This is a genomic window from Marinobacter sp. C2H3 (assembly GCF_037080155.1).
Classification (GTDB): domain Bacteria; phylum Pseudomonadota; class Gammaproteobacteria; order Pseudomonadales; family Oleiphilaceae; genus Marinobacter.
Map to the genome: position 1 here is coordinate 41229 of NZ_JBBBNZ010000001.1, position 26071 is coordinate 67299.

At 65.7% G+C, this 26071-nt stretch carries 19 protein-coding genes; 16 read left to right on the top strand and 3 right to left on the bottom strand.

Annotated features, from left to right (window positions below; genetic code table 11):
• Positions 1–51: 51 nt before the first annotated feature.
• A complete protein-coding gene (locus tag V3388_RS00180; RefSeq protein WP_336365498.1) occupies positions 52–810 on the bottom strand; it encodes a DUF3581 family protein in 759 nt (252 codons plus the stop codon).
• Positions 811–1097: 287 nt separating this feature from the next.
• On the opposite strand from V3388_RS00180, the gene ahpF reads away from it, so the two are divergent.
• Both ahpF and V3388_RS00190 read left to right on the top strand, forming a co-directional pair.
• Entirely contained in the window at positions 1098–2663 is a 1566-nt protein-coding gene (gene ahpF, locus V3388_RS00185; protein WP_336365499.1) for an alkyl hydroperoxide reductase subunit F, read from the top strand.
• 116 nt (positions 2664–2779) lie between these two features.
• Complete coding sequence (locus tag V3388_RS00190) at positions 2780–3598, top strand: alpha/beta fold hydrolase (protein ID WP_336365500.1); 819 nt, start codon at positions 2780–2782, stop codon at positions 3596–3598.
• Between the two features lie 16 nt (positions 3599–3614).
• Here the strand turns inward: V3388_RS00190 and V3388_RS00195 are convergent, their stop codons facing one another.
• Positions 3615–4646: a histone deacetylase family protein gene (locus tag V3388_RS00195; protein WP_336365501.1), complete on the bottom strand. Its 1032-nt coding sequence runs from the start codon at positions 4644–4646 to the stop codon at positions 3615–3617.
• Between the two features lie 211 nt (positions 4647–4857).
• Here V3388_RS00195 and V3388_RS00200 point away from each other — a divergent pair, with 211 nt between their 5' ends.
• The 3 genes from V3388_RS00200 to V3388_RS00210 all read left to right on the top strand — a co-directional run bounded on the left by V3388_RS00200 (position 4858) and on the right by V3388_RS00210 (position 9372).
• Positions 4858–6384: a flavin-containing monooxygenase gene (locus tag V3388_RS00200; RefSeq protein ID WP_336365502.1), complete on the top strand. Its 1527-nt coding sequence runs from the start codon at positions 4858–4860 to the stop codon at positions 6382–6384.
• A gap of 92 nt (positions 6385–6476) precedes the next feature.
• Positions 6477–7775 carry a hypothetical protein gene (locus V3388_RS00205; RefSeq protein ID WP_336365503.1) on the top strand — a complete coding sequence of 433 codons (1299 nt, stop codon included), beginning with the start codon at positions 6477–6479 and terminating at the stop codon, positions 7773–7775.
• A 268-nt stretch (positions 7776–8043) separates the two neighbouring features.
• Positions 8044–9372 (top strand): DEAD/DEAH box helicase, encoded by a 1329-nt coding sequence (locus V3388_RS00210; RefSeq protein WP_336365504.1) that lies wholly within the window; start codon positions 8044–8046, stop codon positions 9370–9372.
• A 15-nt stretch (positions 9373–9387) separates the two neighbouring features.
• On the opposite strand, the gene V3388_RS00215 is transcribed toward V3388_RS00210, so the two are convergent.
• Complete coding sequence (locus tag V3388_RS00215; protein ID WP_336365505.1) at positions 9388–9858, bottom strand: winged helix-turn-helix transcriptional regulator; 471 nt, start codon at positions 9856–9858, stop codon at positions 9388–9390.
• Between the two features lie 87 nt (positions 9859–9945).
• Here V3388_RS00215 and V3388_RS00220 point away from each other — a divergent pair, with 87 nt between their 5' ends.
• From V3388_RS00220 to V3388_RS00270, 11 genes are all read left to right on the top strand, one after another.
• A complete protein-coding gene (locus V3388_RS00220) occupies positions 9946–11058 on the top strand; it encodes an NADH:flavin oxidoreductase (protein WP_336365506.1) in 1113 nt (370 codons plus the stop codon).
• A 213-nt stretch (positions 11059–11271) separates the two neighbouring features.
• Positions 11272–12417 (top strand): patatin-like phospholipase family protein, encoded by a 1146-nt coding sequence (locus tag V3388_RS00225; RefSeq protein WP_336365507.1) that lies wholly within the window; start codon positions 11272–11274, stop codon positions 12415–12417.
• 112 nt (positions 12418–12529) lie between these two features.
• Positions 12530–14191: a phosphoethanolamine transferase gene (locus V3388_RS00230; protein WP_336365508.1), complete on the top strand. Its 1662-nt coding sequence runs from the start codon at positions 12530–12532 to the stop codon at positions 14189–14191.
• Positions 14192–14272: 81 nt separating this feature from the next.
• Positions 14273–15346: a zinc-binding metallopeptidase family protein gene (locus V3388_RS00235; protein ID WP_336365509.1), complete on the top strand. Its 1074-nt coding sequence runs from the start codon at positions 14273–14275 to the stop codon at positions 15344–15346.
• Positions 15347–15390: 44 nt separating this feature from the next.
• Positions 15391–16851 carry a circularly permuted type 2 ATP-grasp protein gene (locus V3388_RS00240; RefSeq protein WP_336365510.1) on the top strand — a complete coding sequence of 487 codons (1461 nt, stop codon included), beginning with the start codon at positions 15391–15393 and terminating at the stop codon, positions 16849–16851.
• Between the two features lies 1 nt (position 16852).
• Positions 16853–17791, top strand: coding sequence for an alpha-E domain-containing protein (locus V3388_RS00245; RefSeq protein WP_336365511.1), 939 nt, complete (start codon positions 16853–16855; stop codon positions 17789–17791).
• A gap of 35 nt (positions 17792–17826) precedes the next feature.
• The gene (locus V3388_RS00250; protein ID WP_336365512.1) at positions 17827–21144 is read left to right on the top strand and encodes a transglutaminase family protein; all 3318 of its coding nucleotides are present in this window, start codon (positions 17827–17829) and stop codon (positions 21142–21144) included.
• 140 nt (positions 21145–21284) lie between these two features.
• Entirely contained in the window at positions 21285–23771 is a 2487-nt protein-coding gene (locus tag V3388_RS00255; protein ID WP_442915607.1) for a circularly permuted type 2 ATP-grasp protein, read from the top strand.
• Positions 23772–23779: 8 nt separating this feature from the next.
• Positions 23780–24733, top strand: coding sequence for a transglutaminase family protein (locus tag V3388_RS00260; protein ID WP_336365514.1), 954 nt, complete (start codon positions 23780–23782; stop codon positions 24731–24733).
• On the top strand, positions 24730–25365 hold the full coding sequence (locus V3388_RS00265) for a MarC family protein (RefSeq protein ID WP_336365515.1): 636 nt from the start codon (positions 24730–24732) through the stop codon (positions 25363–25365). Before V3388_RS00260 ends, V3388_RS00265 begins: the two co-directional genes overlap by 4 nt.
• A gap of 26 nt (positions 25366–25391) precedes the next feature.
• Positions 25392–25988: a gamma-glutamylcyclotransferase gene (locus V3388_RS00270; protein WP_336365516.1), complete on the top strand. Its 597-nt coding sequence runs from the start codon at positions 25392–25394 to the stop codon at positions 25986–25988.
• Positions 25989–26071 lie beyond the last annotated feature (83 nt).

The window sequence follows — 26071 nt, forward strand, 5'->3', positions numbered from 1 at the left end:
CAGACGGTACTTTCAGTGTAGCCGGCGCGGGCCAGAACAGGATGACCGGGATCAGCCGTTGGCGTCGGGCGCGCCGTACCGGGTGCCGCGGGCCTTGAGACGGTAGAACTCCTCGACCACCGCCGCCATGGCCTCGGCGCAGTAGGGCCGCAGGCCGGAGACGACCAGGCGTTTGGTGACCGAGCCGACGGGGGCGCCATGATTGTGCAGATGGTAGTCCAGGGTGACGTTGCCGCGCTTGCCGTTGGCGTCCAGCCGGGCGCTGTCCATGACCAGCTCCGGAGCGTCCAGAACCGCGCCGGCGTCGCCGGCACCGGCATCCGGGTCGTCCAGTGCCAGGCTCATGCTCTCGTACATGATCATCGGGCGGTCCGGGTTGAACATCACGCCCTCGGATTCCATCAGCGGCTTCAGGGTGTGGGGGAAGTTCTTGCCGGAGGCGGCCACGTAGCAACGGACAAAGGCTTCAATGGCCGTCGGGTCGTTCACCACGTCGCCGTCCCGGGTCACGTCCAAATAGACCTTGTCGGCGCCGTTGTCCACGGTCAGGTGCCCGTCGCTGCGCTCGGTAAAGTTCAGGGGCACGTCGGCGCCCACCAGGCTTCGAAACTCGAAGGTCATGCGCCGGGACAGGCCAAACCGGTCGAGCACCAGGGCAAACAGGAGATCGCCGGGCACGCAGAAGCGCCGGGCATCCGGATCGTGGATGGGGTTGAAATCGCCCGCGATCTCTTTGGCAAACTGGCTCGCCTGGAGCGCGGAAACCTGGACGTTGCCGTCCTGGAGGGTGTGGAAACGGTCTAGAAACATGCCTGACGGGGTTCCGTTCGTCCGGTGATACTGGGATAACGCACCATCATACGGTGATGGCTGCCCCCTGGGTATGCGCATTTGGTCCACTATGGGGTGGGAGATATCCACCGGGACGGGCGGTTTTATAGGGCATACCTATCAATCGTTTTAGGGCAATTAATTTGAGCGTTAAACTGACAAGCCGTATCGTTCGCGTCATCCAACGAATTCCGGTGGACGCCCGGCGACGCTGACGTTGCCTCGCGCCCCGACACCCTTACCCGTTCCGACAGGAGATTGCCCACATGCTGGACGCCAACATCAAGCAACAGCTCAAAGCCTACATGGAGAAGCTGAAGCAGCCTATCGAGCTGGTGGCCGCCTACGACGACAGCGCCAAATCCCAGGAGCTGAAGGCGCTGCTCGACGAGATCGAGCCGATGTCCGATAAGATCAGCGTACGCACCGAGACGTCCGACGACGTGCGCCGGCCGTCCTTCGCCATCGCCCGGGTGGGGACTGACATCGGCGTTCGCTTTGCCGGTATCCCCATGGGCCACGAGTTCAGCTCCCTGGTGCTGGCGCTGCTGCAGGTGGGCGGCCATCCGTCCAAGGCGTCCCAGGACGTGATCGAGCAGATCCAGAACCTGGATGGGGACTTCGAGTTTGAAACCTACTTCTCCCTGTCCTGCCAGAACTGCCCGGACGTGGTGCAGGCGCTGAACCTGATGAGCGTTCTGAACCCGAGGATCCGCCACACCGCCATCGATGGCGCCCTGTTCCAGGACGAAGTGGAACAGCGGGAAGTGATGGCGGTGCCGAGCGTGTACCTGAACGGCGAGCCCTGGGGCCAGGGCCGGATGACCCTTGAGGAAATCGTGGCCCGCCTGGATACCCGCTCTGATGAGAAAGAAGCCGAGAAGCTGAACCAGAAAGACCCGTTCGAGGTGCTGGTCATCGGCGGTGGCCCGGCCGGCTCCGCCGCCGCCATTTACGCGGCCCGCAAAGGCATTGCCACCGGCATTGCCGCCGAGCGTTTTGGTGGCCAGGTGGCGGACACCATGGGCATCGAGAACCTGATTTCCGTGCCCTACACCGAGGGCCCGAAGCTGGTGGCGGCCATGGAGCAGCACGTCAAGGAATACGACGTGGACATCATGAACCTGCAGCGGGCGGAAAAACTGATTCCGGCGGCGCAAAAGGGTGGCCTGCACGAGGTGCGCCTGGCCAACGGCGCGTCCCTGAAGGCGCGCTCCGTGGTGCTGTCCACCGGTGCCCGCTGGCGCCAGCTGGGCGTGCCCGGCGAGGACGAGTACCGCAACAAGGGCGTGGCCTACTGCCCGCACTGCGACGGCCCGCTGTTCAAGGGCAAGCGTGTGGCGGTGATCGGCGGCGGTAACTCCGGCGTGGAGGCGGCCATCGACCTGGCGGGCATTGTCGGCCACGTGACCGTGCTGGAATTCGCCGCCGAGCTGAAGGCCGATGACGTGCTGCAGAAGAAGCTGCACAGCCTGAAGAACGTGGAGGTAATCACCGCCGCCCAGACCACCGAGATTGTCGGTGAGAACGGCAAGGTCAGCGGCCTGGCCTACACCGACCGGAACTCCGGTGAGAGCCACCACGTAGCCCTGGAAGGCGTGTTCGTGCAGATCGGCCTGGTGCCCAACACTGAGTGGCTCAAGGGCGACATCGAGCTGAGCCAGTACGGTGAGGTCATCGTCAACGACCGCAACGAGACCTCCATCCCCGGGGTGTTTGCCGCCGGCGATGCCACCACGGTGCCGTACAAGCAGATCGTGATTTCCATGGGAGAAGGCTCCAAGGCCGCGCTCAGCGCCTTTGATTACCTGATCCGGAACTCCGTGGAGTAACGATCTGCCCGGTTGTCGATGCAGGGCGGGTTTCGGGCCGGGGTGCCGGCCCGGATTGGAGAAATGGCCGCCATTGAGCCAGACTGTGGCGTGATGCAGGCCTATCGGAACGGATGATGGCAGACGTATTCAAGCGGCACCGGATCACTTCGCGGGGGTCCGGTGGCCAAGTGGTGGTATTCGCCCACGGATTCGGGTGCGATCAATTGGTGTGGTCGGATGTCACGCCCGCTTTTGAGGCCGACTACCGGGTCGTCACCTTTGACCACGTCGGTTGTGGCCTGTCCGATCGGCGAGCGTACCGGCCGGAGCGGCACGGTTCCCTGAAGGGTTACGCCCTCGATCTGCTCGACGTCATCGACGCGGTCACCGATCAGCCGGTGGTGCTGGTGGGCCATTCCGTCAGCGGCACCATCGGGCTACTGGCGTCCATTCTGCTGCCTGACCGGTTCCGACACGTGGTCGCGGTAAACCCGTCGCCCCGATACACCAACGACGGCCAGGGCTACGTCGGCGGTATGGAGACGGCCGATGTGGAGGCCATGCTGGAGCAGATGGAAGTGGATACCCAGCACTGGGCCGATACCCTGGCGCCGCTGGTGATGGAAAACGCTGACCGCCCGGAACTGACCGAGCGGCTGACCCGCAGTTTTCTGTCCACCGATCCGGACCTGCTTCGGGCGTTCGCCCGCACCGTGTTCCTGAGCGACGTCCGTCACGAATTGTCCCGCGTGACGGTGCCTGTGGATATCTTCTATAGCCTGTCCGATGCGGTGGTGCCCGTGTCGGCGATCAACTACCTGGCCCGGCGCCTGCCGGACGTGGAATGCACGTCCCTGGACGCGTCCGGCCATTACCCGCAGCTGAGCGCCCCGGAGGAACTGATCCGGAAGCTCCAGCAGGTGTTCCGGCGCCGGCTGACGCCCGCGCCCTAGTGTCCCGTCTGGCCGCTCAGACGGCCCGGTCGAATCCCTCCAGCACGTTCACGACGTTGACGCCAATGGCGTCCACGTCGTATCCCCCTTCCATGGTGAACACCGTTGGCAGCCCCAGCCGGGCCAGCCGCTCGCCCAGTTGCAGGTAGTCCGCCGAGGTGAGCTTGAAGAAGGAAATCGGGTCTTCCTCGAAGGTGTCCACGCCCAGGGCCACCACCAGCGCGTCCGGCGCAAACCCGGCAATGCGCTCGCAGGCGGTTTCCAGGCCCTGGCTCCAGACGGCCCAGGGCGTACCGGGCGGATACACCAGGTTGAGGTTGAAGCCTTCCCCGTCGCCTTCGCCGGTTTCGTCCTCAAAGCCCAGGAAGTGGGGGAACACCAGGTCCGGGTCGCCGTGCAGGCTGAGGGTCAGCACGTCCGAGCGGTCATAGAAGATGGCCTGGGTGCCGTTGCCGTGGTGGAAATCCACGTCCAGTATGGCCACCCGGCCGTAGCCCTGGTCCCGGAAGGCCTGGGCGACGATGGCGGCGTTGTTGAAAAAGCAGTAGCCGCCGAACAGGTCGGCGTGGGCGTGGTGGCCAGGTGGGCGGCACAGGGCGAAGGCGGCCCGCTCGCCGTTGGCGACGAGTTTCTGGGCGGTCAGGGCCACGTCCGCCGAGGCGCAGGCAGCCTCCCAGGTGCCGTCGGAAATGGAGGTTTCCGCCGCAAAGCTGTAAAAGCCCAGCCGCCCGTCGATGTCCAGTGGCACCCGGTGGCGCATGCCCCGGCCGGCCCAGACCGCAGGAATCGCCTCCCCGGGCTTGCCGGCGGCCTGCCAGTCGCGCCAGCAGGTTTCCAGAAAAGCGACGTAATCCGGGGTGTGCACCCGGCGCACCGGGTCCAGCCCGAAGGTCTCCGGCGCCAGCACCTCGCCGATTCCCTGGCCCCGCACCCGCGCCAGGATGGTTTCCGCCCGGGACGGCTTTTCATGAGGTGCAATCAGCTGGCCGCCGTCCAGTTCCGTGCGGACGTTGCGGCGGCTGTGCAGGGGAGAGAAGATGGTTTTCATGGGGCGCTCTCGGGTCTTGTGGGGGCCTGGTGTCAGGCGGGGCAGGTCCATTCAGGCCAGTTACTGTGACATAGAGGCCAGGCGGGCTCAAACTGACTCAAACAACCGTTTGCCGGGTGCGGTCTGGCCAATTTCCCCGGTCGAGCCGCTGGGCTAAGGTGGCCCCAGAGTCCAGAACAACGATGGACAGCCCGGTTCCGGAGGAACAAGCATGAGTTCGCAACATTTTGATGTCCTGATCATTGGCGCCGGCGTGTCCGGCATTGGCATGGCCTGCCACCTGACCCGGGAATGCCCGGGCAAGCGCTTTGCCATCCTCGAGCGCCGCCAGTCCCTCGGCGGCACCTGGGACCTGTTCCGGTACCCGGGCATTCGCTCCGATTCGGACATGTTCACCTTTGGCTACAGCTTCCGGCCCTGGACCGGCGGCAAGATTCTGGCGGATGGCGCGTCCATCAAAAATTACGTGCAGGAAACCGCCCGGGAGTACGACGTGGAGCGCCACATCCGCTTTGGCCACGCGGTGCGCACCGCCAACTGGTCCAGCGAGGATCGGCAGTGGACGATCACCGCCGAGAACGAACAGACCGGCGAGACCCACACCTTCACCGCCAGCTTCATGGTCGGCTGCACCGGATACTACAACTACGACAAGGGCTACAAGCCTGACTTCCCCGGCGAGAGCGAGTTCAAGGGGCAGATCGTGCACCCCCAGCACTGGCCGGAGAACCTGGATTACGCCGGTAAGAAGGTGGTGGTGATTGGCAGTGGCGCCACCGCCATCACCCTGGTGCCGACCCTGGCGGAAACCGCCGGCCATGTGACCATGCTGCAGCGCTCGCCCACCTACCTGATGCCGCTGCCGTCCACCGACAAGGTGGCCATGGGCCTGCAGAAGCTGCTGCCGGAAAAGCTGGCCTACAAGCTCACCCGGGCCCGCAACATCTCCGTGGCGCGGCTGCTGTATCAGCGCTCCCGCAAGAGTCCGAAGGCCATGCGCCGGCTGTTCCTGTCGATCATCCGCCGGCAGCTCGATGGCAAAGTGGACATGCGCCACTTCACCCCGGACTACAACCCCTGGGACCAGCGCCTGTGCGTGGTCAAGGACGGCGATCTGTTCGACTCCCTGAAGGCGGGCAAGGCCTCCATCGCCACCGATCGCATCGACCGCTTTACCCCCGAGGGCATTCGCCTGGCCTCCGGCGAGACCCTGGAGGCGGACATCATCATTCCCGCCACCGGCCTGGACATCCAGATGCTCGGCGGCATTCAGCCGACGGTAAACGGCCAGCCGATCGTGATGCGGGACAAAGTCATCTACAAGAACGTGATGGTGGAGGGCGTGCCCAACGCCGGCATGATCTTCGGCTACACCAACATTTCCTGGACCCTGAAGGTGGACATCACCGCCGAGTACCTGTGCCGGCTGTTCAACCTGATGGACAAGCGCGGCTACCACACCGTGGTGGCCCGGGACACCGAGAACAGTCTGGGAGAAGACACCATCCTCGGCTCCCTGAGTTCCGGCTATGTCCGCCGGGCGGACGACCGCCTGCCGCGCCAGGGCACCCACGGCCCCTGGAAATCCAACCAGAACTATCTGGAAGACGTGAAAACCCTGCGCTTCGAGCCGATCGAGGATGGCTACCTGGAGTTCGATGGCAAACGCATCCACCAGAGCAACGCGCCGGCCCGGGGCCTGTTCCGGCCCCTGCGCTCGGCCCTGTTCGGCTCCTGAGCCCGCCGTTTCCCGGGCTATGCGCATAAAGGCGGATGGCCCGGGCTAGGTAGCTTCCTTATGATGGCGCAAACCCCCATAAGGACGCCGCCTTGCACACCTTCCGATCCCTGCTGGCTTACCTGGCGCTGGCCGCCGCCGTGCTTGCCCTCTTGCCCGGCATGGCGACCCTTGGGGCGTTCGCGGTGGGGCTTGCGGTCATCCTGGGCTGGCGGGAGCTGCGCCGGGTGCCCCGTGCGGTGTTTCTGGTGGCCATGGCGGGGCTGGTCTACAGCGTGCTGTGGAATCCCTCCCTGCTGTCCGATGCCACCGGCAATGTCACCCGCCTGGCGGGCCTGATCCTCTCCGTGATGCTGCTGTCTCACGTGCTGGGCCGCACCGACGATCTGCGGCGCCTGTCCGCCAGCCTGTTTGGCGGTCGCCCTACCGGGCGCTATCTGAGCCTGGCGTTTGGCACCGCGCTGGTCTCCATTCCCCTGAATTTTGGCTCCGTAGCCGTGGTGGGCAGCCTGGTGGCGGACCGCATTCACCGGCACGGGGATTCCGCCGCCACCCGCAACGCCACCCGGGCGGTGCTGCGGGGCTTTGGGACCACGCCCACGTTCTCGCCGCTGTCGATTTCGGTGGTGCTGACGCTCACCCTGCTGCCGGGCCTCGGCAGCCTGACGCTGCTGTCCCTGGCGCTGCCGTTTGCGGTGGTGATGCTGCTGGCGGGCCTGATCTGGCGGGAGCCGGAGCCGGCGGCAGACGATCAGGGTATCCCTGCCGGCGCCGGGCCCTGGCTGCGGTTTGGCGGATTGATCCTCGGGATCTGCCTGGGGGTGTTCCTGCTCAGCCATCAATACGGCCTGAACTATGGCCACGCGGTCACCTTGAGCTGCCTGGCGGCGGTGATCGGCGGCCGGTTGCTGGCCTGGAGCCGGCGCCAGAATCCGCCGCTGGCGAACATGGCGCCGGTGAGCAACGAGCTTGCCATTGTCGGCGGCTCGGCGTTCATCGGCTCGGTGATCAGCGGCGTCGTGCTCGGGCACATCGAGGGTGACCTGGCGCTGCCCGCCTGGGGCTGGGCGGCCCTGGCGGCAGCGGTGCCCTGGGTGTACTTTCTGGCGGGCGTGGCCGGCATCAACCCGATTGTCATTGGCACCCTGGTGGGGGGCATCCTGGGCTCGGTCTGGCCCGGGGCCGCGCTGATTGGCCTGGGGCTGGGTATGGTCACCGGCTGGGGCATCACCGCGTTCGGCACACCGTTCGCCGCCAACGCTCTGATCATGGAGCGCCTGACCGGCTACCGGGCCATGGACGCCTCGTTCTTCTGGAGCCTGCGGCTGTCCCTGTGTGGCCTGTGCCTGGCCAGCCTGCTGGCGGCGGGGCTGACGGTCGGCCTGGTCTGAATCCGGCCGACGGGCCGGGCTTGCCAGTAAATACCTATGGCCAGCCTGGCCGGGCTCTGTTACTGTGCCCGGCATCCTGCCTCTAGGGATTCCGCAGTTCCCGGCTCACGCCGCCTTGCGATCACTTCATACGACCTGTCAGAGGACGTCCCGCCGCCCCGCGTGCGAGACCGTAGTCGTCATTTTTCCATGAGTTGTCATGGCTTCTGCCCGCATTCGCCGATCGCCGGTGTTCGTGGAGGCAGATCTAATCAAGAGTTTTCACACTATGAGTTTTTCTTCCCTCGGCTTATCCGAGCAACTGGTTCGTGCCACCGCCGACCAGGGTTATGAAACCCCGTCTCCCATCCAGCTCCAGGCCATTCCCGCGGTCCTGTCCGGCAAGGATGTGATGGCCGCCGCCCAGACCGGCACCGGCAAGACCGCCGGCTTTACCCTGCCGCTGCTCCAGCGCCTGGGCGCCAACCCGCGCACCGGCAAGGGCCCGCGGGCGCTGATTCTGACCCCGACCCGGGAACTGGCCGCGCAGGTGCACGACAGCGTCGCCCTGTACAGCAAGTACCTGCCCACCAAGTCCGCCGTGGTGTTCGGTGGCGTCAAGATCAACCCGCAGATGATGAAGCTGCGCAAGGGCCTGGACGTGCTGGTGGCGACACCGGGCCGGCTGATGGACCTCTATCAGCAGAACGCCGTGCGCTTCAACGAAGTGGAAATCCTGGTGCTGGACGAAGCCGACCGCATGCTGGACATGGGCTTTATCCGGGACATCAAGAAAATCCTGGCCCTGCTGCCGGCCAAGCGCCAGAACCTGCTGTTCTCCGCCACCTTCTCCAGCGAGATCCGCACCCTGGCCGAAGGCCTGCTGAACAACCCGGTACAGGTGGAAGTGGCCGCCCGGAACACCACCGCCGAGACGGTCAACCAGTCCGTTTACCCGGTGGATCAGAGCCAGAAGAGCGCGCTGCTGAGCAAGCTGGTGCGGGACGAGAACTGGGACCAGGTGCTGGTGTTCACCCGCACCAAGCACGGGGCCAACCGTCTGAGCCAGAAGCTGGAGAAGGACGGCATCACCGCTGCCGCCATCCACGGCAACAAATCCCAGGGCGCCCGGACCCGCGCGCTGGCGGAATTCAAGGACGGCGCCGTGCGGGTGCTGGTGGCCACCGACATCGCGGCCCGCGGCCTGGACATCAAGCAACTGCCCCGGGTGGTGAACTTCGAGCTGCCGAACGTGCCGGAGGACTACGTGCACCGGATCGGCCGGACCGGCCGGGCAGGTGAGCGGGGCGTGGCCCTGTCCCTGGTCAGCGCGGACGAAGGCAAGCTGCTGGCGGGCATTGAGAAGCTGATCAAGAAGACGCTGCCGCGCACCCAGGTGGACGGCTTCGAGCCGACCAACCGGCTGCCCGACAAACCCCGTGCGAAAGCCGATCCGTCCAAGGCGCGTCGTCGCCCGGCCGGACGTTCCGCCAGCGGCGGTAACAGTCGTGGTGGTAACAACAGTGGTGGTAACAACGGCGCCGGCCGCCCGGCCGCCCGTTCATCCGGCCGCCCGGGCGGGCGTTCCGGTGGCCGTTCCGCCAGCCGGCAAGGCTAACGGAACACGCCGGAATCAAGTCGGATCGGTGCCGTTGGCGCCGGCCGGTGATTCCGGCAGGAACACGTCGCGGATGGTCAATGCCTGGCCGTCCGCGTCCTGAACCGCCACCGGCCGGATCGGCCGGCCGGTGGCCCGGTCCCGCAGATCCAGCGGTGCCGATGGCTCCGCCGGATTCCACTTATCCCCCCACTGGCGCAGGGCAATCACCACCGGGAACAGATCCCGGCCCTTGTCGGTCAGCCGGTACTCAAACCGGGACCCGTGCTCACCCACGTCCACTTTCTTCAGTACGCCGTTATCCACCAGCTTTGCCAGCCGGTCGCACAGGATGTTGCGGGCGATGCCAAGCTGTTGCTGGAAATCGACAAACCGACGGGTGCCGTACATGGCGTGCAGCACAATCCGGAGGGACCACCAGTCGCCCACTTCGTTGAGGGCGCGGGCGACGGAGCATTGGGAATCGTCAAAACGTTTTCTGGCCATGTCCGGAAGTGTACCTAAAAGGGTTGCATCATAAAACCAGATTGAATAGGGTTGCATAACGAAACCAGATTAGGGAGTCCTACCGTCATGAGCATGAACCTCGGTCCGATGTTTGAGCCGTTTGAACTGAACCACCTCAAGCTCCGCAACCGTGTGGCGATGGCGCCCATGACCCGCAAATTCTCCCCGGGCGGCGTGCCCGGCGAGAACGTGGAAGACTACTACCGGCGCCGGGCGGAAGCCGGCATCGGCCTGATCATCACCGAAGGCACGACCGTGAATCACCCGGCCGCCAGCGCCTACCCGGACGTGCCCCATTTTCACGGCGATGACGCCCTGGCCGGCTGGAAAAAGGTGGTGGATGCGGTGCATGAGGCCGGCGGCGCTATCTTCCCTCAGCTCTGGCACGTGGGCGCGGTGCGCCAGGAAGGCACCGAGCCGAATCCGACCGTACCGGGCTACAGCCCGTCCGGCCTGTTTGCGCCGGGCAAGCCCAACGGCAAGGCGATGACCAAAGAGGACATCCAGGACGTGATCACCGCGTTCGGCGATGCGGCCCAGGACGCCAAGGCCCTGGGCTTTGACGGGGTGGAAATCCACGGCGCCCACGGCTACCTGCTGGACCAGTTCCTGTGGGAAGGCACCAACCAGCGGGACGACGAGTACGGCGGCAGCATGGAGAACCGGCTGCGGTTCGTGGTGGAAATCGTTGAGGAAGTCCGCCACCGGGTGGGCCCGGATTTCCCCATCATGCTGCGGTTCTCCCAGTGGAAGCAGCAGGATTACGAGGCCCGTCTGGCGAACACCCCGGACGAGTTGGCGGCGTTTCTCAAGCCGCTGGTGGACGCCGGTGTGGATATTTTCCACGCCTCCACCCGCCGTTTCTGGGAGCCGGAGTTTGAGGGCTCGGATCTGAATCTGGCGGGCTGGACCCAGAAACTGACCGGCGTACCCACCATGTCCGTGGGCAGCGTGGGCCTGACCGAAGACTTTATCAGCGGTACCTTCGCCAGCAAGAAAGAGGCGGTGGAAAAGGCCGGCATTGACGAGCTGGTGGAGCGCATGAATCGGCATGAGTTCGAGCTGATTGCGGTTGGCCGGGCCCTGCTGCAGGACCCGGAATGGCTGACCAAGGTGCGGGACGGCCGCCTGGATGATCTGGCGCCGTTCGCCAAGAAGTCGCTGTCCACCCTTTACTGACGGACACCGTTGTGAGGTTTACCGGCGCCGGCGAGGCTGGCGCCAACAGGTTGTGATCGGAGGGGGGACCTTCCCACTGTGCCGCAGCGCCTGCCGGGCTGCGGCTTTTTTTTGCCTTGGCGATCGGCCTCTGGCAAGCCCCACCTGACGGCCCCTGCCGGGACGGTCTATGCTGAACAGATCACTCGCATCGACATGGGGGAACACCAGCCAATGACCAGTACCGGTGTAGTGCTCACCGGTGGCGGCGCCCGCGCCGCCTACCAGGTGGGCGTACTGCGGGCCATCGCGGACATGTACCCGGCCTGGGAATACCCGTTCCAGGTGATCGTGGGTACCTCGGCCGGGGCCATCAACGCCATGGCAGTGGCGGGCAGCCAGGGCCGCTTCCGCCACAGCATTGATCACCTGGAGGCGCTCTGGTCCGATCTGACCATGGACCAGGTGTTCCGGTCCGACCCGTTCAGCATGATGCGCAACGTGACCGGCATCGCCCGGCACATGCTGAGCCGGCCGTCCGAGGGTGGTCCGGTGTCGTTCCTGGACAACCGTCCCCTGCGCAAACTGCTGGAGCGGGAAATCGATTTTCCCCGCATCAAGGCGACCCTGGAGGCGGGACACATCGATGCGGTGGGTCTGAACGCCTGCGGCTACGGTACCGGGCGCAACCTGTGCTTTTTCCAGGGCCGGGACGACATCACCAGCTGGAGCCAGGGCCAGCGGGCCGGTACCCGCACCGAGCTGACGGTGGACCACGTGTTGGCGTCCTCAGCGATTCCCACCCTGTTTCCGCCGGTGCGCATTCACCGGGAGTATTTCGGCGATGGCGTTACCCGGCAGATGGCCCACATCAGCCCGGCCCTGCGCCTCGGTGCCCGAAGAGTGCTGGTGATTGGCGTCAGCGCCAACCAGAGCACACCGCCGAAGCGCCACCGGCAGGACACGGTTCCCTCCATGAGCCAGATCCTGGGGCAGGTGTTCAACGGCATGTTCCTGGACACCCTGGAGTACGACATCGAGCGCACCCAGGTGATCAACCAGTTGCTGGCGCTGATACCGCCGGAACGGCTGGCGGAGGCCAACCTCGACCTGCACCCGGTGGATATCCTGGAAATTTCCCCGTCCGAGCCCATCGACGAGCTGGCGGCGCCGCACCTGGGGGCGCTGCCGTCGGTGCTGCGGACCCTGACCGGTGACCACGAAGCCAGCGCCCACGGCACCGGCAATGGCAGTGGCAACCTGGCCAGCTACCTGCTGTTTGAGCCCGCGTTCTGCCGCAAGCTGATCGAACTCGGATACCGGGACGGCCAGAACCAGGCGAAGCAGGTGAAGGCGTTTTTTGCCGATCCGCCCTCCTGATGGCCCTGAACGCGTCCCGCCCGGGGGCCGGCAGAAACGGTAACCTTAAGGTTCGGTTAATTGGAAACCGATAGACTCCCCAGCCAAATGCAGACGGACTCATAGCAGGACCATGGCTTTTACTTCTGATCGTTCCGACGCCGCCTCTCGCGGGCATGCGTTTTCCCTGAAGCCCCAGTGGCTGGTGCTGATGGCGGCGCTGATGTTCACCGCCTTCTACAACGCACCGTTCTACCACGCCATCCAGGACTACATCGGCTTTGACCAGCCCCTGTTGATGATCAAGCTGGTGGTGCTGTTGCTGCTGGTGAATCACTTCATCATTGGCCTGTTCTCCGTGCGCTTTGCCCTGAAGCCGGTGCTCGTCTTCCTGTTTCTGGCCGGCGCCGCCAGCACCTACTTCATGAACGCCTACGGCGTGCTGATCGATCGGGACATGCTGCAGAACGCCATGGAGACCGACGCCGGCGAAGTGGCTGGCCTGCTCAACGTGTCCATGCTCTGGCACGGCCTGCTGTATTTCGTTCTCCCCGTGGCCATCCTGTGGCGCATCCAGGTGCGCTGGCCCCGGGGCTTCCGACAGCTGGGAGTGTGGCTGATTCCGCTGGCGCTGGATCTGGTGCTGGTGCTCGGGCTGGCGCTGACCAGCTACGACGAAATGGCCTCCACCTTCCGCAACCACCGGGACATCAAAGACCTGGTGGTACCGGTTAGCGGCGTGTCGGCCCTGGCGGGGCTGGCGGGCAAGGCGGTGGCCTCCGAGACGCCGCCGTTCCGCACGGTGGGCGAGGACGCCGCCGTGAGCCCGACCGTGGCCGAGCGGGGCAAACCCAACCTGGTGCTGTTCGTGCTGGGGGAAACCGCCCGGGCGGACCATTTCGCCATCAACGGCTATCCCCGGGACACCACGCCCGAGCTGAGCCGCCTGGCCAGCGAGCCGGATTCGGGGCTGGTGAACTTCCCGAAGACGTCTTCCTGCGGCACCGCCACGGCGTTCTCAGTACCCTGCATGTTCTCCTGGACCACCCGGGACAACTACGACGAAGTGGACGCCAAGAACAGCGATAACCTCCTGGACATCATGGCCCGCGCCGGCATCGATACCCTCTGGCTGGACAACCAGTCCGGCTGCAAGGACATGTGCAACCGCATTCCCCACGACAAGCCGGACGATCCCGCGCTGTGTGCCGACGGCGACTGCCACGACGAGGCGCTGGTCACCTCGGTGCGCAAGCGGCTGGCGGGCAAGGCGCCGGAGGATCGGTTCATCGTGCTGCACGAAATGGGCAGCCACGGGCCGGAATACTACAAACGCAGCCAGCCCTCGGAGAAAGCGTTCAAGCCCGAGTGCCGCAGCAACGAGCTGCAAAGCTGCGATTTGCAGACGATCATCAACGCCTACGACAACAGCATCCGGGTGACCGACGACACCCTGGGCAAGGCGGTGAAGCTGCTCAAGTCCCTGTCCGACCAGTACAACACGGCGCTGGTGTATGTGTCCGACCACGGCGAATCCCTGGGGGAGAACGGGCTTTACCTGCACGGCATTCCCTACATGATCGCGCCGGATGAGCAGACCCACGTACCCATGGTGATGTGGTTCTCCGATGGCTTCGCCTGGGCCAACAACCTCGACCGGGCGTGCCTGGCGAGAGAAGCGCAGAAGCCCACCAGCCACGACGCCCTGTTCTCCTCCCTGCTGGCCATGATGAACGTGAAGACCAGCGCCCGGACGCCGGATCTGAACCTGTTCCGGAGCTGTCGCAGCGGCTGATTCTTCCGGGACCCATTTGCGTTTTGGTGGGCATCGCCAATACTGATAGGACGCGATGTCATTCCGGGCCAGGGGTCCCTGATGAAGCTCTTCCACTGCAGCCGCTGCGCTCAGCGCCTTTATTTCGAGAATACCCGTTGCACCCGATGCCAGGCTGAGCTTGGCTTCTGCCCCGATCGTATGGCGCTGCTGGCCCTTGAACGAGAGCCGGCTCAGGTTGGGCAAGGTGGCACGGTCTGGCAGGACCTGCGCTCGGGCGACCGCTTCCGGCGCTGCGACAACGGCGTGCGGCACGATGCCTGCAACTGGCTGGTACCCGCCACTGCCCCCGATGCCCTGTGTGCCGCCTGCCGGCTGAACCGGACCATCCCCGATCTTTCCCAGCCCGGCCACCGGGACCGGTGGAACCGTCTTGAAACGGCCAAGCGCCGGCTGCTGTATTCCCTGCTGCGCCTGAATCTGCCCTGCAACGCCGCCAACGGCGTTGACGGCCTGACCTTTGATTTCCTGGCGGACCAGCCGGCGAGCTTCAGCGAGCGCGGGCGGGTGTTGACCGGCCATGCCGGCGGGCGCATCACCATCAACGTGGCGGAAGCCGACCCGGTGGAGCGCGAACGCCTGCGTGATCAGATGGACGAGCCCTACCGCACCGTGCTGGGGCATTTCCGGCATGAATCCGGGCACTACTACTGGGACCGTCTGATCCCAAACGGCCCCTGGCTGGACGATATCCGCTGGCGATTCGGGGACGACCGCCAGGATTACGCCAGTGCCCTGGACCGATACTATCGCAACGGGCCGCCGCCGGACTGGCCGCAGGCCTTCGTCAGCGCTTACGCGGCCAGCCACCCCTGGGAAGACTGGGCGGAAACCTGGGCACATTACCTGCATATGGTCGACACGCTGGAAACCGCGTGGCAGTTCGGCCTGACCATCGACGTGCGGGATGAAGCGGGGCCGTCCCCGTCGGAGAGTTTTGACCCCTACACCGCCATGCCGTTCGATGCCCTGATTGCCCGCTGGCTGCCCCTGACCCAGGCGCTGAACAGCCTCAACCGCAGCATGGGCCACGACGATGCCTACCCGTTTGTGCTGGCGGGCCCGGCGATCGACAAGCTGCATCTGGTGCACGACCTCATCCATCAAAGCGGATAGGCAAGGCCGGCGAAGACCGGCGACAGAGAAGGACGAACAACACCATGAAAAAAAACCAGCCGATCGACTGGAAGAGCTACGATCCGGGCGCGTTCTTTGACGAAATGGTGGCGGGACCGAACCAGCCGCGTCCCGTTTCCCATGCCATCACCGAGTACCTGGCCGGGCTCGACTCGGAGGAAATCCAGTCGCGCCAGCAGGCGGCCGAGCTGGCAATCCTGGAAATGGGCGTCAGTTTCACCATCTACAGCGAGGGCGAGAACATCGACCGGGCCTGGCCGTTCGACATCATTCCCCGGGTCATTCCCCTGAGCGAATGGACCACCATCGAGCAGGGCCTGGCCCAGCGCCTGACCGCGCTCAATATGTTCATCAACGACATCTACAACGACCAGAATATCGTCAAGGACAAGGTGATTCCCAAGTACGTGTTCGCCAACTCCAAGAACTTCCGCGAACAGTGCCGGGGCTTTACCCCGCCGCTGGGTGTCTGGGCCCATATCTGCGGCTCGGACCTGGTGCGGGATGCGGACGGCACGGTCTACGTGCTGGAAGACAATCTCCGGGTGCCCTCCGGCGTCTCCTACATGCTGGAGAACCGGCAATTGACCAAGCGGGTGTTTCCGGAGCTGTTCGAGAACACCAGCATCCTGCCGGTGGACGACTACACCAACCAGCTGTTCGACATGCTGGCGTCCATTTCACCCCGGCCCCAGGACCACCCGAAGATCGCGGTGCTCACTCCGGGCATCTTCAACTCGGCCTACTTCGAGCACTCCTACCTGGCCCAGCGCATGGGCGCCGAACTGGTGGAAGGGGCCGACCTGGTGGTGGGCGACGACGACTGCGTGTACATGCGCACCATCGAAGGGCTGGAGCGGGTGGATGTGATTTACCGGCGCATCGACGACGACTTCCTCGATCCGGAGGTGTTCCGTGAGGACTCCATGCTCGGGGTGCCCGGGCTGATGCGGGCCTGGCGCAGCGGCAATGTCGGGCTGGCCAACGCGCCCGGCGCGGGGGTGGCGGACGACAAGGTGATCTACACCTACGTGCCGGACATGATCCGCTATTACCTGGATGAGGAGCCGATCATTCCCAACGTGCCCACCTGGATGTGCGTGAACAAGCAGGACCGGGAGTACGTGCTGGAGCACCTGGACGAACTGGTGGTCAAGCCCGCGAACGAGTCCGGCGGCTACGGCATGCTGGTGGGGCCGCACTCCACCAAGAAGCAGCGCACCGAGTTTGCCGCGCTGATCAAGAAGAACCCGCGCAACTACATCGCCCAGCCGACGCTGGCCCTGTCGGTGGCGCCGACCCTGTGCGACGGCGGCCTTGAGCCCCGGCACCTGGACCTGCGGCCGTTCGTGCTGCAGGGGGTGCGCACCTACGTGACCGCCGGCGGCCTGACCCGGGTGGCCATGCGCAAGGGCTCGCTGGTGGTGAATTCCTCCCAGGGCGGAGGCAGCAAGGACACCTGGATTGTGGATGGGGAGAACTGACGTGCTTTCACGCGTAGCAGAACGGCTTTACTGGATGTCACGGTACCTGGAGCGGGCCGAGAACACGGCGCGCATGCTCCTGGCGTTCAATTCCATGACCCTGGACATGCCCCGGCACGAGCGGCTGTCCTGGCGCGGGCTGGTGGCGGTCACCGGCATGCAGTCGATTTTTGACGAACACTACCAGCGGGAAGATGAACGCAACTGCGTGAAGTTCCTGATCGCCGATACCTACAACCCCAGTTCCATCCACGCCTGCCTGTGGGCGACCCGGGAAAACGTCCGGACGACCCGGGACCAGGTGCCCACGGAGGCCTGGGAAGTCATCAACGAGCTGTTCCTGTTTGTGAAGGACAACCTGGATGCCGGGCTGGCAAAGCGGTCCCGCTACGAGTTTCTGTCCAGCGTGGTGGAGCGCTGCCAGATGCTCACCGGCCTGTTGGCCGGCTGCATGAGCCACGACGCCGGCTACGACTTCATTCGGGTGGGCCGCAACCTGGAACGGGCCGACATGGCCACCCGGCAGATTGAAGTGGGGGCGCTCCAGTTGCTGGAGGGATTTGATCCCACGGAACCCTATGGCGGCCTGCTGTGGACCAGCGTGCTGCGCTACCAGAGCGCGTTCCAGATGTACCGCCAAAACGTCCGCCGGCGCGTGAACGGGCCGGCGGTGCTGCGGTTTCTGCTCCAGAATGATCCGTTTCCCCGCTCCGTGCTGCACAGCCTGACGGAAGTGGCCAGCGCGCTGGAGCGGCTGCCCCGGAACGAGCTGCCCCTGCGCACGGCGCTGCAGGCGGTGCGCCACACCCGGGACGCGGACGTGGACGGGCTGATTCGCAAGAACCAGGTAATTCCGTTCCTGGAGAGCCTGCAGCTGGAAATCGGTGAGCTGCACCAGGACATCGTCGACAACTGGTTCCCGGTAACCCACGCCGCCTGAGCCCACCACTCCGGTGATCGGAGGGAGTCCCTGTTATGTCCATCCACGTTGCCCTGAACCACACCACCCGCTATCGCTACGATCGGCCGGTGAACCTGGGTCCGCAGGTTGTCCGGCTGCGGCCCTGCCCGCATTCCCGGACCCGCATCCTCAGCTACTCCCTGAAGGTGACCCCGGCGGGCCATTTCATCAACTGGCAGCAGGACCCCCAGGCCAACTACCTGGCGCGGCTGGTGTTCCCGGAGAAAACCCGGGAGCTGTGCATCACCGTGGATCTGGTTGCCGAGATGGCAGTGATCAACCCCTTCGATTTCTTTCTCGAACCCCACGCGGAAACCTGCCCCTTCGAGTACGAGGACTGGCAGTTGGTGGAGCTTGCCCCGTATCTGCATCGGCTGCCGGAGACCCCCGTGTTCCGGGCGTGGCTGGCGACGCTCGACTGCAGCGAGCGACCCAGCGTCGACTACCTGGTGGCGTTGAACCAGCAGGTGTGCGAACGGGTGGACTATCTCATTCGCATGGAGCCAGGGGTACAGACCCCGGAGGAAACCCTCGAAAACGGTTCCGGATCGTGCCGGGATTCCGCCTGGCTTCTGGTGCAGACCCTGCGGCATCTGGGGCTGGCGGCCCGGTTTGTGTCCGGCTACCTGATTCAACTGACCGCCGACCAGAAAGCCCTGGACGGCCCCTCGGGCCCCGAGCAGGATTTCACCGATCTGCACGCCTGGTGTGAGGTCTACCTGCCAGGCGCCGGCTGGGTAGGGCTGGACCCCACCTCCGGCCTGTTTGCCGGCGAAGGGCATATTCCCCTGGCGTGCAGCCCCGAGCCGTCGTCAGCGGCGCCGATTACCGGGGCCGTGGATGAGGCCGAGGTCGAGTTTGAGCACCAGATGAGCGTGACCCGCATCTGGGAAGCGCCCCGGGTGACCAAACCCTACACCGAGCGACAGTGGCAGGCGGTTCTGGACCTGGGCCATCAGGTCGACCAGCGCCTGTCCGAACTGGACGTGCGACTGACCCAGGGGGGCGAGCCGACGTTCGTGGCGATCGATGGCCGTGATGAGCCGGAGTGGAACACCGAGGCCATGGGGCCGACCAAGCGGCGCCGGGCCCTGGCGCTCTACCATAAAATGAAAGCGCGCTACGGCGCCGGCGGGCTGGCTCACTTTGGCCAAGGCAAGTGGTACCCGGGTGAGCCGTTGCCGCGCTGGTCTCTGAACCTGTTCTGGCGCCGGGACGGCGAGCCGATCTGGCAGGACGACCGCTGGATCGACGACGGGGCCGGCACCGGAGCAAAGGCGGACAAAGGCGCGGGTGAGGGCGCCGACGACGCGGCCCGGGCTGAGCGTTTTTTGCACCACCTGGCCGGACGCCTGGGCCTTGACCCGGCGCAGCTGTTTCCCGCCTACGAGGACGCCTTTTACTACCTTTGGCGGGAACGTCGCCTGCCGGTCAACGTCGACCCGTTTGATTCGCGTCTGGACAACCCGCTGGAACGCCAACAGTTACAGGCCATCTACAGCCGTGGCCTGGACCGGCCCACCGGCTACGTGTTGCCCATTGCGGTGGCCGAGGACGACGACGGCTGGGTGACCGGCCCCTGGTTCCTGCGCAGCGAGCGCTGCTACCTCGTGCCGGGCGGCTCACCCATGGGCTACCGGCTGCCCCTGGACAGCCAGCCCTGGGTGGTGGAGACCGACTACCCATGGATTCACAGCCCGGATCCCTTTGCCCCCCGGGAGCCACTGCCCCCGGCCGGCAGTGAGGGTCGGCGCGCGGTACCCGCAATGGGCCCCGCGCAACCGCCAGAGCCCGGTGAGTCGGCGCCGGACATTGTGCGCACCGCCCTGTGCGTCGAGCCCCGGGATGGCGTGCTGAACGTGTTCATGCCGCCGATGGCGGAGCTTGAACCTTACCTGGAGCTGGTTGCCCAGGTAGAAGCGACCGCCGCGGCCCTGGGCCAGCCGGTGTCCCTGGAAGGCTACGAGCCGCCCCGCGATCCCCGGATCACGAACCTGCGCATCACCCCGGACCCGGGGGTGGTGGAGGTTAACGTGCAGCCGGTATCGTCCTGGGAGGCGTTGGTGGCGCAGACCGAGGCGCTGTACGCGGATGCCCATGAATGCCGGCTGACCCCGGAAAAATTCATGGTCGATGGCCGCCATGTGGGCACCGGTGGTGGTAACCACATGGTCCTGGGCGCCGCCCATGCGGACGATTCGCCCTTCCTGCGCCGGCCGGACCTGCTGCGCAGCCTGGTGGCGTTCTGGCACAACCACCCGAGCCTGTCGTACCTGTTTTCGGGGCTGTTCATCGGCCCCAGCTCCCAGGCGCCCCGGATCGATGAGGCCCGCAACGACCACGTCTTCGAGATGGAACTGGCGTTCAAGGAGCTGGACCGGCAATGCCCGCCGGGTGGTGACTGCGCCCCCTGGCTGGTGGACCGGCTGTTCCGGGACCTCCTTACCGACATGACCGGCAATACCCACCGGGCGGAGTTTTGCATCGACAAACTCTATTCCCCGGATGGTCCGACCGGCCGCCTGGGGCTGCTGGAACTGCGGGCCTTCGAAATGCCACCCCACGCCCGCATGAGCCTGACCCAGCAACTGCTGCTGCGCGCCCTCATCGCCCGCTTCTGGGAGACACCCTATACCCCCGACCGGCTGGTCCGCTGGGGCACCGAGCTGCACGACCGGTTCCTGCTGCCGCACTTTGTCTGGCAGGATTTCCGGGACGTGCTGGCGGACCTCGCCGACCACGGCCTGGCCCTGGATGACGCCTGGTTTGCGCCGCACTTCGAGTTCCGTTTCCCGCGCATCGGGGACTATCAGGTTCGCGGCCTGCAGCTGGAGCTGCGCAACGCCCTGGAGCCCTGGCACGTGACCGGTGAGCACGGCGCCATCGGCGGCACCGCGCGCTACGTGGACTCGTCCCTGGAGCGCCTGCAGGTGCGCCTGCGGGGCGCGGCGCCGGACCGCTACCAGATCACCTGCAACCAGGTGCCCCTGCCCATGCAGCCCACCGGCATGGTCGGGGAAAGTGTCGCCGGCGTGCGCTATCGGGCCTGGCAGCCGGCCCAGTGCCTGCATCCGACCCTGGGCGTGGATGGGCCGCTGGTGTTCGATGTGGTGGACACCTGGAACGAGCGCAGCCTGGGGGGCTGTGAGTATCACGTCAGCCATCCGGGTGGCCGCAGTTTCGAGACCCGCCCGGTGAACGCCTTCGAAGCGGAAAGCCGACGCATGGCCCGGTTTTTCCGGATGGGCCACCACGGCGGTGCGCAGCCCCGGCGGCCGGTGCCGGAACAGCGGGAATTTCCCTTTACCCTGGACCTGCGTTTTCATCACTGAGGCCCGTGGCGCTGGCTCCGCCGGCGCCAAACCGGCTATGCTGCGGGAACACGTCCGGCCTGCCGGGCCGCCCGTCGTACGACCACGCCCGTTCGATGAACACAAGGGAGCCACCAGCCAAGGTGACCAGACCGCGCCCGATAACCGACGTTCTGCGGCATTACGCCCCCGCCGCCGATCGCTATGACGAATTGCTGTGTGGCGGCTCTGTGCCCGGCGCCCACTGGCAGCCGCTGCTCCAGCAGCTGAACCAGGAGTCCCTGGATTCGCTGAACCTGCGGGCCCAGACGGTGGCCAACGCGATTGCCGAGGACGGCGTCACCTACAACGTCTACGAAGATCCCCGGGGCGTCGCCCGCCCCTGGGAAGTGGACCTCCTGCCGATGGTGCTGGGCGCCGGGGAATGGCAGGCGTTGTCCAACGCGGTGGCCCAGAGGGCCGAGCTGCTGGACCGGGTGCTGGCGGATCTGTACGGTGCCCAGACCCTGCTCAGCGATGGCCTGCTGCCGCCGGCCCTGGTCTACGGCCAGGCCGGGTTCCAGTGGCCCTGCCAGGGCATCCAGCCTGTCAGCGGCCGTCACCTGCACCTGTACGCGGTGGACCTGGCCCGGGCGCCGGATGGCGGCTGGTGGGTGATTGCCGACCGCACCCAGGCGCCTTCTGGCGCGGGTTACGCGCTGCAGAACCGGCTGGTGATCTCCCGGGCCTTTCCGGCGCCGTTCCACAACCTGCCGGTGGCCAACCTGGCGACCTTTTTCCGCAGCCTGCAGAACAGCCTGTCGAGCTTTGCGCCGTCTGGCCTGGAGACGCCTCTGTGCGTGCTGTTAACGCCGGGCCGGTTTAACGAAACCTATTTTGAGCACGTGTTCCTGGCCCGCTATCTCGGCTTCCCTCTGGTGGAGGGCCAGGACCTGACGGTGCGGGACGACGCCGTCTACCTCAAGACACTGCAGGGCCTGCGGCGGGTACACGCGATTTTGCGTCGCCTGGACGACGGCTTCTGCGATCCGCTGGAATTGCGCACTGACTCGGTACTGGGCGTGCCTGGCCTGCTTGGGGCGGTCCGTGCCGGCAAGGTGCTGATGGCCAACGCCCTGGGCTCCGGGGTGCTGGAAAGTGCCGCGCTGTTCGGCTTTTTGCCGGAGATTTCCAAACGCCTGCTGGGGGCGCCGCTGGCGATGCCCTCCGTGGCCTCCTGGTGGTGCGGTGAGAAGCCGGCACTCGAGTACGTGTTGGCAAACCTGGACGATCTGGTGATCAAACCCGCCTTTGCCACCATGCGGATGGAAGCGGTGTTCGGCCATAAGCAGCGGGGCGCTGCCCGGGACCGGCTGATTCGGAAGCTCCAGGCTCAGCCTCATGCCTATGTGGGCCAGGAACTGGTGCATTTGTCCCAGGCGCCGATCTGGACCGGTACCGCCGGAAGGCCGCTGGCCACCAGGTCGATGGGCTTGCGGGTGTTCGTTGCGGCAACGCCGTCCGGGTGGCAGGTGATGCCCGGCGGCCTGACCCGCATCGCCGCCGATGCCGGGGTGGAGGTGATCTCCATGCAGCGGGGCGGGTTTTCCAAGGACACCTGGGTGCAGACCGACGCCGCCCGGCAGGCGACCTCGCTGATCAAGAAGCGCCTGCAGGTGGCGGACCTGCTTGACGGCGAGCGGGATACGCCATCCCGTGTCGGGGAAAACCTGTTCTGGATGGGGCGCCACGCGGAACGGGCCGAAGGCACCGCGCGCCTGCTGCGGGCCGCCCTGAACCGGCTTTCCGGGCACGACCAGGCCGATGAAGAAGCGCTGCTGGGCCTGCAGCAGGCGGCCCGGGTGTTCGAAACCCTGCCGCAGCCGGCTGAGGGCGAAGCGCCGATACCGCTGCCCCAGGCGCTGCTCGCGGCGGTCAGTGACCCGGATAACCCGGGGTCTGTGGTGTCCATCCTTCGGGCCCTGCAGTTCAACGCCAGCCAGGTGCGAGACCGGCTCTCGGCGGATAACTGGCACGCGCTGCATCGGCTGGGCAAGCCCCTGGTGCCGGCGCCTGCGTCGCCGGACCGGGCGGTACGGGCGCTGAATCTGGTGCTGCTGGACTGCATCTCCCTCGCCGGGTTCGCGATGGACGACATCACCCGGGATACCGGCTGGGTGTTCCTGATTGCCGGCCGGCGCCTGGAGCGGTTGGCCAACCTGTGCGCGCTGGTCAGCGTGCCGCTGTTCAGCGACCGGTTCAGCCGCAGCGCCATGCTCGAATGGCTGCTTGAGATTGCCAACTCGGAGGTGACCTACCGCACCCGCTACCGGCGCGCGCCGGAATTGCTGGCGGTGATCCACACCCTGGTCATGGACCCGAGCAACCCGCATTCCATCGTCTACCAGATCCGCCATCTGCAGCAGGAACTGCCGGAAATGGGGCGCAAGACCGGCCAGCTGTTCCCGCCGGACCTGAATGGGTTTGAGCGGCGCCTGAGCACCCTGGACCTGCATCCGTTCGAGAAAAAGCGCCCGGACCAGGCCTGCGAAGCGCTTGGACAACTGCTGCTGGAGGTACGTGCGGCCGCGTATCGCGTGGCGGACGAAATCCAGCGACAATACTTCATTCATTCAAGGCTGTCCCATCGGGCAGGAACGGGTCACTGAGGCGCATCATGGCAGCTGTTCGCTATCACGTTCGTCACGAGACCCGCTACCAGTACGATCAGGTGGTCGGTGAATCGCACCATTTGCTGCGGCTCACGCCCCGCAACCTGCCCTGGCAGCGATGTCTGGAACAGCATCTGGCGCTGGTACCGGAGCCGTCCAAACGTCGCCAGTTTGCCGACAGCTTTGGCAATCAGATCACCGCGATCCAGTACATCCGGGACCACGACTCCCTGGAGGTGACCAGCGAATTCTGGGTCTCCGTGGACGCCCGGCCTGTGGTCCCGGCGGCGGTGGCCAGAGTGCCCTGGGAAACCGTGCGGGACAGCCTGCGGTATGACGCCGACCGTCGCTTCCCGCCGGAGCACCTGGCGGCCACGGCCTTCCGGTTCGCGTCGGCCAACGTGCCGATCGATTCCCGTTACGCCGACTATGCCCGTCGGGCGTTTACGCCGGGCCGGCCCCTGGCCCAGGCGGCGCAGGCGCTGATGGCGCTGATGCACGGGGATTTCGCGTTTGATGCCACGGCCACGGATGCGTTTACCCCTGTAGACCAGGCCTTCGAGCAGCGTCGGGGCGTGTGCCAGGATTTCTCCCACATCCTGCTGGCCTGCCTTCGGTCCATTGGGCTGGCGGCCCGGTACCTGAGCGGGTACATCCTGACTCACCCGCCCAAGGGCCAGCCCCGGCTGATCGGCGCCGACGCGACTCACGCCTGGGTGGCGGTGTTCCTGCCGGGCTATGGGTGGCTGGAACTGGACCCCACCAACAACGTGGTGGCGGGCCGGGAACACATCATCCTGGGCTGGGGCCGGGATTTTTCCGATGTCACGCCGCTTCGGGGCGTACTGCTGGGGGGCGGTGATCACGAGCCGGAGATTGCGGTGACCGTGGTGCCGGAACAGGATTTTGCCGCCTTGTACGGCGATGTTGAAACCTATCTGGAGGATGTGCCTGAGTGATGGAGTTGTTTTTTTCGACGTACCTCAGCAGTACGGTACGGTTTGTGTTCCTGCTGGCCCCGTTTTTTGTGGTGACCATGTTCCTGGCCCTGACCCGCGGGCTGCCGGCGCCCGAGAAATCCTCCATCATCCGGCGCTCCTGCGTGTCGGCGCTCATTCTGGGCCTGGTGCTGTTCTTCGCCGGCCCGGTCCTGTTTGATGCCATCGGCATTACCCTCAACTCCTTCCGCATCGGCGCCGGCTGCCTGCTGTTCCTGACGGCCGTCAGCCTGGTCAACAGCGGCACCCGCAGCCATGCCACGGGGTTGCCCGAGGAAGATCGGGACGACATTGCCGTGGTGCCCCTGGCCATTCCGGTGATGATCGGCCCGGCCACTATCGGTGCCATTCTCGTGTACGGCGCCGAACTGAAGTCCCTGCCGGCGGTGCTCGGCGGTCTGCTGGGGCTGGTCTCCGGCCTGGGCATCCTGGCGGTGCTGCTGCACCTGTCCGGCTACCTGGAGAAGGTGCTGGGCAAGACCGGCCTGAACATTCTCTCCAAGGTGAGCGGCCTGATTCTCTCTGCCATGGCGGCGGAAATCGTGCTCACCGGCATTTCCGGCTTTGTGCGCGCCACTGAGGCCGCGTCCTGAGCCCCGCTGTTGAACAGGTTTGATGCATGTCTGTGAACACCGTTGAGCACAATCGCCGCCGCTTCAGCTTCGAAGGTATCCGGGAGATCTGGCTGTTCGGCTACGGGTCACTGATCTACAAGGTGGACTTTCCCTACCTGGAGCGCCGGCCTGCCGCCATTCGTGGCTGGGCCCGCCGGTTCTGGCAGGGCTCCCACGATCACCGGGGCACGCCGGAGGCGCCGGGCCGGGTGGTGACCCTCATCGAAGCCCCCGGCACCGAATGCCGGGGCATGGCCTACCGGGTGTCGCCAGAGGTGTTCGAGCACCTCGATGAGCGGGAGAAGAACGGCTACCTGCGTTTCTCCACCCCAATGACGTTTGACGATGGCACCCGCGCGGAGGGCCTGGTGTACATCGCCACGCCGGATAACGCCGCGTTCCTGGGCGACGCGCCGGAGTCGGCCATCGCCGGCCAGATCGCCCGGGCCCACGGGCCCAGCGGCGCCAATGCGGATTATCTGTTGCAGTTGGCGGATTCACTGCGGGCGCTGGGCGATGATTGCCCCCATACCTTTGCCATTGAGGCCCACCTGCGGCCGTTGCTGGCCGAATCTGTGTCAGGAAACGACCCGATTCGGTAAAGCCTGTGTAAAGCCGGGCCCTGGCCGCTGACTTTCCATACCGCTGCGGTACCCTGAAGGTGAAGACACACTCAGGAGGTGCC

Coding starts and splice junctions, on each gene's coding strand:
- V3388_RS00180 (WP_336365498.1), bottom strand. CDS start 810: ATGTTTCTAGACCGTTTCCACACCCTCCAGGACGGCAACGTCCAGGTT.
- ahpF (WP_336365499.1), top strand. CDS start 1,098: ATGCTGGACGCCAACATCAAGCAACAGCTCAAAGCCTACATGGAGAAG.
- V3388_RS00190 (WP_336365500.1), top strand. CDS start 2,780: ATGGCAGACGTATTCAAGCGGCACCGGATCACTTCGCGGGGGTCCGGT.
- V3388_RS00195 (WP_336365501.1), bottom strand. CDS start 4,646: ATGAAAACCATCTTCTCTCCCCTGCACAGCCGCCGCAACGTCCGCACG.
- V3388_RS00200 (WP_336365502.1), top strand. CDS start 4,858: ATGAGTTCGCAACATTTTGATGTCCTGATCATTGGCGCCGGCGTGTCC.
- V3388_RS00210 (WP_336365504.1), top strand. CDS start 8,044: ATGAGTTTTTCTTCCCTCGGCTTATCCGAGCAACTGGTTCGTGCCACC.
- V3388_RS00215 (WP_336365505.1), bottom strand. CDS start 9,858: ATGGCCAGAAAACGTTTTGACGATTCCCAATGCTCCGTCGCCCGCGCC.
- V3388_RS00220 (WP_336365506.1), top strand. CDS start 9,946: ATGAGCATGAACCTCGGTCCGATGTTTGAGCCGTTTGAACTGAACCAC.
- V3388_RS00225 (WP_336365507.1), top strand. CDS start 11,272: ATGACCAGTACCGGTGTAGTGCTCACCGGTGGCGGCGCCCGCGCCGCC.
- V3388_RS00230 (WP_336365508.1), top strand. CDS start 12,530: ATGGCTTTTACTTCTGATCGTTCCGACGCCGCCTCTCGCGGGCATGCG.
- V3388_RS00235 (WP_336365509.1), top strand. CDS start 14,273: ATGAAGCTCTTCCACTGCAGCCGCTGCGCTCAGCGCCTTTATTTCGAG.
- V3388_RS00240 (WP_336365510.1), top strand. CDS start 15,391: ATGAAAAAAAACCAGCCGATCGACTGGAAGAGCTACGATCCGGGCGCG.
- V3388_RS00250 (WP_336365512.1), top strand. CDS start 17,827: ATGTCCATCCACGTTGCCCTGAACCACACCACCCGCTATCGCTACGAT.
- V3388_RS00260 (WP_336365514.1), top strand. CDS start 23,780: ATGGCAGCTGTTCGCTATCACGTTCGTCACGAGACCCGCTACCAGTAC.
- V3388_RS00270 (WP_336365516.1), top strand. CDS start 25,392: ATGTCTGTGAACACCGTTGAGCACAATCGCCGCCGCTTCAGCTTCGAA.